At 35.1% G+C, this 6392-nt stretch carries 8 protein-coding genes and 1 pseudogene; 1 reads left to right on the top strand and 8 read right to left on the bottom strand.

The window, feature by feature from the left end:
- Nucleotides 1-423: 423 nt before the first annotated feature.
- The 3 genes from ACFPZG_RS15695 to ACFPZG_RS15685 form a co-directional block, all read right to left on the bottom strand.
- The gene (locus ACFPZG_RS15695; protein ID WP_317939954.1) at nt 424-711 is read right to left on the bottom strand and encodes a hypothetical protein; all 288 of its coding nucleotides are present in this window, start codon (nt 709-711) and stop codon (nt 424-426) included.
- A 117-nt stretch (nt 712-828) separates the two neighbouring features.
- Nucleotides 829-1290 (bottom strand): hypothetical protein, encoded by a 462-nt coding sequence (locus tag ACFPZG_RS15690; RefSeq protein ID WP_283732012.1) that lies wholly within the window; start codon nt 1288-1290, stop codon nt 829-831.
- 144 nt (nt 1291-1434) lie between these two features.
- Complete coding sequence (locus ACFPZG_RS15685) at nt 1435-2232, bottom strand: alpha/beta hydrolase family protein (RefSeq protein WP_283732013.1); 798 nt, start codon at nt 2230-2232, stop codon at nt 1435-1437.
- Between the two features lie 163 nt (nt 2233-2395).
- On the opposite strand from ACFPZG_RS15685, the pseudogene ACFPZG_RS15680 reads away from it, so the two are divergent.
- Nucleotides 2396-3234 (top strand): annotated as a pseudogene (locus tag ACFPZG_RS15680) (tyrosine-type recombinase/integrase).
- Nucleotides 3235-3381: 147 nt separating this feature from the next.
- Here the strand turns inward: ACFPZG_RS15680 and ACFPZG_RS15675 are convergent.
- The 5 genes from ACFPZG_RS15675 to ACFPZG_RS15655 form a co-directional block, all read right to left on the bottom strand.
- Complete coding sequence (locus tag ACFPZG_RS15675) at nt 3382-3933, bottom strand: GNAT family N-acetyltransferase (protein WP_317939953.1); 552 nt, start codon at nt 3931-3933, stop codon at nt 3382-3384.
- A gap of 140 nt (nt 3934-4073) precedes the next feature.
- On the bottom strand, nt 4074-4340 hold the full coding sequence (locus ACFPZG_RS15670) for a CD3324 family protein (protein ID WP_283732014.1): 267 nt from the start codon (nt 4338-4340) through the stop codon (nt 4074-4076).
- 209 nt (nt 4341-4549) lie between these two features.
- Nucleotides 4550-4687, bottom strand: a complete 138-nt coding sequence (locus ACFPZG_RS15665) for a hypothetical protein (protein ID WP_283732015.1) — start codon at nt 4685-4687, stop codon at nt 4550-4552.
- Nucleotides 4688-4877: 190 nt separating this feature from the next.
- On the bottom strand, nt 4878-5342 hold the full coding sequence (locus ACFPZG_RS15660; protein ID WP_381427901.1) for a GNAT family N-acetyltransferase: 465 nt from the start codon (nt 5340-5342) through the stop codon (nt 4878-4880).
- A 283-nt stretch (nt 5343-5625) separates the two neighbouring features.
- On the bottom strand, nt 5626-6075 hold the full coding sequence (locus tag ACFPZG_RS15655) for a replication initiation and membrane attachment family protein (RefSeq protein ID WP_317939952.1): 450 nt from the start codon (nt 6073-6075) through the stop codon (nt 5626-5628).
- Between the last annotated feature and the right edge of the window lie 317 nt (nt 6076-6392).

Here is a 6392-nt window from a genome sequence, read left to right as displayed (position 1 = left end):
TAGACTGACTACGGTAAAATAAGTTACTTAATTGTTCTATACACTTTTCAACTAAACTGCTGCGTTAGTTTAATAAGAAATGAGCCGTCTTCTAACAGGTCAATGATCTTCAAGTAAAGCTATCCGTTAAATAAGAAGAAAGTTTATCTACTTACTTGTATTGAATAAATAAATAATATTGCCAAAACAATACCTATAACATATTTAGAGAATTGCTTAAGTCTATCATTTTCAAATGTCTTAATTAACAAGTAAAAAAAGCCGATTACCCAAATGCCATTTTGGAAAAAAGTAGCAATTATATTTCTAAACATATTTAAGAAAAAATAAAAGTCCAATAATATCCCACCTATATCTTATGATATTTTACCGCAATTAACCAAACCACTTAATGAACTAAACTGCCCCGTTAGTGAAAAATAATTATAATTTCACTGTCCAAATTTTATAGATAATTTGACCATTTATTTCTGTTTTTTCTGTACAGACATCGATTTGTAAATTGTTATAATCAGCCCATTGAGGAAAAAGAGATGCTAAATAGTTAATTACCTTTTCATCAGGTGTGGCATATCCTACATTATTTTTATTACTTAAATAGGCAACAAAATCTGGATATAATGCTTCTGTCCATTCTTTAACTTCAAACTCCGAGTCAAAAATACGGTTATCCTCTTTATGGCTTCCATTTATCCATTTAACATTCTCCATTGAGTCCACCTCATTTCCAAGTTTCTCATCATCTATTATGCTAACCTGCCCCGTTAGTTCAATAAAAAAAGTGCTTTACTACCTTATTGAAGTAAAGCACCTGGTCGTTTTAAAGTACTACTTTACTTCTAAAACAAATGCATAAAATGCATCTCCAAAGGATACATTCTCATTCTTTTCATCCATCCACCATACTCCATAAGAATAATAATAAACACCCTTTTGTATTGGTGCAGAAAAACCATTTTCTTCAATCAGAACTCCGCTTTCATTACTTCCATTTATCTGAACAAGATAGAATTCATTTGGTTTTGGTTTGTAGTCCATGCTAAAAGTTATTTTCTCACCAGGAGTCACTTTAATAGGCTCTTTTTCTTTTAATAGTTCAACAGGTCCAACTGTATCGGCACAACCACCTGTCCAACAATAGGTGCCAAGTTTCGTTTCATATTTATCATTATCAATTACTATATAGACTTCTGGCGGCTTGTCTCCTGACACTCCTGACATTCCCTCTATTGAACAACCCGCAATGATAAGAACTAAAAGAACTACAAATATAAAGAAATACTTATTCATAAACAACCACCTTTAAAGTTTATGATTAGACGTAAATAATTATTTGAAAGTTACAAAATTAGTTCGGCTATTCTGCCGCGTTAGTTCAACAAGAAGGCAAGGATGCCATACGGCCCCTAATCATCCACTATTGCACCCATTAGTTTAAGAACCTGAACTTACTTTTAAACTTTCTAGTGAATCGGTCACTGACTTCCATGCCGATGATGACGGATCAATAACCATAAAATGTTCCACGTCTGGAAGTACCACCAAACGAACTTTATCGCCCTGTTCAATAGCCCTACGATGATACTCAATACTCAAATCAACTGGAACATGACGATCTAATTCACCATGAATCAATATTTGTTCGACATTCAAAGGCAACAATTCTATCGGTGAAGCTAACCTATAACGTTCAGATACTTCTTGTGGTGATCCACCAATAAATGAAGCTACTGGACTAGTCATCCCTTTTTCTTCATGGATTTCCCACATCTTTCTCAAATCTAAAACCCCTGCCAAACTTATTACACTCCGTATAGGAATAAGAAGAGTATTACCTATCCCGTCCGTTTGAACTTTGTTATACCGAGATGCCAACCAAAGAGCCAAGTGTCCCCCTGCTGAATGCCCAAGGATAACCACCCGCGAGAGGTCGAGCTTAAAGCGTTCCTGAAGTTGAGTGAGGTGGTTTACAGCATCAATAACATCAATAAATGTTCCTGACCAACCTCCACCATCTTCTCCGACTCGACGATATTCAATATTCCAAGTAGCATAACCACGACGAGTCAAATCTTCATCAAGTGGTGTATTTTCTTCAAGTCCGTATTTTGATTGCCAAAAACCACCATGAATTGTAACAACTACTGGACTAAGTCCAGGAATATCTGGTATACGCAATACACCGAATTGGGACGGGTGATCTCCATAAGGTATATGAAAAACTTTTGTCAATATAAAAACTCCCTTCCAACGCCACCACTTTAATTCAACAAGAAGAACCCACTACTCCTCTTTATTGAGTATCCTGCTCCGTTAGTGAAAATACTCCATATGACTATACTTCTATTAAGTTGGCAATAATCCCTTTAATATTACTCTCTTAGGGGGAATGGAATTGTTATTGTCAAAAGCATGGTCTTCGTTTGAAGCTGATAAACGGATAGAGGGTTTTTCACCACAATCGTTGAAGGCCTATCAATTACAGTCTACGATACTAATCAGTTATTTTAAGGATGTAGAGATGGACTTGCTGAATACGAATAAACTGAAGGAATATCTTGCCGTATCGTGTAAGCATTTAAAACCAGCCAGTCTTGCACATCATATCCGATTTCTGAAATCTTTTTTTCGTTGGTCTCATGAAGAAGGCTACCTGAGTAAGAATCCAACTTCCAAGATTAAAGAACCCAAAGTCGGTAAGCATATACCTAACCATTTAACCGAAAGAGAGATTGAACACCTTCGTGAATCCTGTCATACCCCAATAGAAAAAGTGATTTTTGAATTCATGTTTTCTACCGGTTGTCGAATTGGAGAAATAGTTGCCTTAGAAAAGAACAATATTAATTGGACCAACCAATCCGCGATTGTTAGAGGAAAAGGGGATAAGAAAGGGAAGTTTATTTCAATACACGTTGCATCATATGGCTTAAACGATATCTTGAAAGCCGGAATGACAATAATCCTGCCATCTTTGTGACAGCACGGCAGCCACAAAAAATGAGTGTCGCCCAAATGCGATACATCATCAAGCGAATTTCTAATCGTGCCGAAATCAACAAAGAGATTCATCCACACCAACTTAGACACAGCTATGCAACTCATTTATTGAATAATGGAGCTCCTATTGAAGTCATACAAAGTCTTTTGGGACATGAGAAAAGTGAAACTACAAGGATATACGCTGAATTAAGCGGAAGGCTAAGGAAAGAGTATTATCAGAAGTACTTTTAAATGTAAGGAGCCACGTCTTAACAGACATGGCTCTACTTGACTAAAGCACTCCGTTAGTAAAAAAATCAGAAACGCTTACATAACAATCGTGCCTGATTATGGAAGTTCATAGTCTATTCAACTTACACTACCTAATATTAAAATAAGCTATTTGGAATATTTTTTTCCGGAATTATCAAATCGGAAAATAGTCTGTTGTCCATTAAACGTTTCCCCGTTTGTTTCAGTGTAGACTCCATTAGTGTAATTTGATAGTGACCTCCTCCAAAATTTTTTTCCAGCAATGTTTTTCTCTAATGGGTTAGTAAACAACTCCCAATTCCCTTTAAATTGGTCAAATACTATATTTGCTGCTCTTTCAGCAATACCTTTCCCTCTTAATGATTGAATTAAAAAGAACTCATTTACAAAATAGTCAATTCCTTCATTACAATGTGGTGGGGTTGCTATTAGGATAAACCCTGCTGGAATCCCATCTACTAAAATTACATAGGGGAATAAAACTTCTGGCTTTTCCCACCAAATATTTTGAACTTCATACTGATCATTTAATGTTCGAAAATCGTCACTATCCTCATATATCCCGTGAACATTCGGGGTTCTACCATAATGTCCAGAAAGGTCATATAGGTATAAAGGATATAAGTTTTTTATAATATATGCTTCACTTTTATCTGTTAAACGAACATCAATTTTCATAGGCTTCTCCTTTAAAATAGTATTTGTATATGCTGTAATTGTAATAAGAGTAGGCCGATGAATATATATTATAAACGATTATAAAACGTTCTTTACATAGAAAAGTCACATCAGATTTAGTCCAATGTGACATATAAAAACTATTCTTTTGAGTAAACAATTTTTTTAATACTATCGTGAGAAAGAAAGAATTGATTTGAAAGTTGTTCTATAGTTACCCCAACGGAAAAACGTTGTCGGATCTCAAGGTTTCTCTGTTTTAAGTAATTTTTACTCCCTGACCTTTCTCCCCATTTCTTTTGTAATCCCTTTGAAATAGGGACATAAACCATTTCTCCATTTACATACTTCTGTATCTCCTCCAGCAGTTCTTTTGGAAAGATACTTTTTGCATTTACATATTTCATGTTAGCCTCGCTCCTTAAAATAGAATAAATTTTCAAGGTAGCAAAGTCATTACTACAAACAAATTATCACTTTGCAGGCGGAAATCAATTTCTAGCCCTATACAAACAACCGCCGTTGTTCATAGTGCAAACTTTGCATAGAGCTGTTCTTTAACTTTCCCCTATTTACTGTCATAGCAATTCACCTTTCCGTCCTTATACAACTACAGTTAGATTTCTTTTAACCACTTCGGCAATAACTTACCGATATCCTTCAAAGTGTAAGACAAAATCCAAATTAGTTCATCTGGATAATGAAGAAAAATTCTCTTCCCATACTCCAATGCAATACCCAATTCATTCAGCAATATGGCCCGATTGTTGGACTCAAGTTAAATTACACTCTTAAACTTGCCCCTTTAGTTTAATAAGCACCAGTTAGAGCCGTCTATTCAGCCCAATGATCTTCAAGTAAAGCACCCCGTTAGTTTAATAAAAACAGAGACGCTTCTTAAACAATTGCGCCCGATTATGGAAATGGGTTCCATTTTCATATACTCAGACATATTTTTCTGGTATGTACAACCGCATATAAAGATAACCATCCTCCATATCGTCTGTTATTTCAAAGCCGATGTTGCTCCAAAATTTTTGTGCGGTTCTATTTTCTAGATTAACTGGTAAGGAGATCCTTCTTGCATTAAATTCTTTACACAAATATTCAATACAAAGCTTAGCCGCTGCTGATCCATAGCCTCTTTTTTGAAAACGGCTATCTATCATAAAATTTATGATTTGGGGGTTATTTTCGCCAATATACATTGAAACAAAACCCACCATCACATTATCGGCATAAATTGCAAAAGGGCGTGAATCATCATAAAATACCCACGCTTCGGCTAATGACCACGCTACAGAATCTACAAAGTCCACATTGGTATCAATTGTACGCAAGTTTAAACATTCTTCATAATTGTCACTATTAATTTTTCTTAACTCTAGCAAAGCAATATCACCTTCCAAACATAGTTATGACTGTTTAATGTATATAATTCAACTTTTGAAAAGTGGAATTAGCAAATAAATCTTAATACAACCTGGAAATCCTAGAACTTAATGCTCCAATTGATTTTGAATCAGTTCTCCTTGATAATAGTCATTGATATAGTCGCATTGCATCACTTTATTATTATAGCTCTATGCCACATAATGGCCCGATTGTTGAACACAGGTTAAACAACCATCTTCAACTAACCTGCCTCGTTAGTTCAAGAAGGATTTCCAAGTAGCGACACCTTACTAATAACTACTTCTCTGATGACTCTTTGTATTTCTTATGTTCTTCCCTAACAAAGACCATAGCCTTTTCAACAGTTAATATATTTTCCTTGTGCCAATTTTTACCCATTTCTCTTACCAACGGGTGAACCATTCCGATTCTACTAAAAATTTCAACATAGTCAAGTAATACATTTATTACGCCATCTTTTAATCCCAATAACTGCAAATCCTTAACAAGCTTTATATCATCCTCGGTAACCGTATCGTAGTGTTCTTTAATAAAATCTAAAGGTGTTGTAGATTTAACCTGTTTTGTATACCATTCCTCGGGTGTCATTCCAGTTTTAGCTTTGAATTGTTGTTCGTTCCATTCCTCTACTGTCATCCCGTGTATTTCTTGAAATCTTTCTACAGGTGTCGTCCCATGTATTACTTTACGGTGTACTTTTTTCCTTCCTTTTTTATCTTTGGTCATTTATTCCCTCCTTAATATTCCATCTAATCTTCTTGTTCAACTAAACTGCTGTGTTAGTTGAATAATCCGTTTCACAATCTTCAATTTACTTTAACATAGATTTCTCATCTTTCTAAAATCTTTTTTTCCAATATCCAATTAGCGAGTGTTTGGCATTAACAAAGGCACATAAATTTATACGATGCTGCTATTTCTTGTGCCAATCAGGTCTAAGGTCACAAAATGACAATATAACTCGGGAAATGATTGATAACTGTGGGGAAATGAACGATAACCTGTGGAAATTGATTGATAACTGTTGGGAAATGATCGATTAT

It is taken from the genome of Sporosarcina thermotolerans, assembly GCF_042658975.1.
GTDB classification, from domain to species: domain Bacteria; phylum Bacillota; class Bacilli; order Bacillales_A; family Planococcaceae; genus Sporosarcina; species Sporosarcina thermotolerans.
This window is presented reverse-complemented; position numbering and strand designations above follow the sequence as displayed.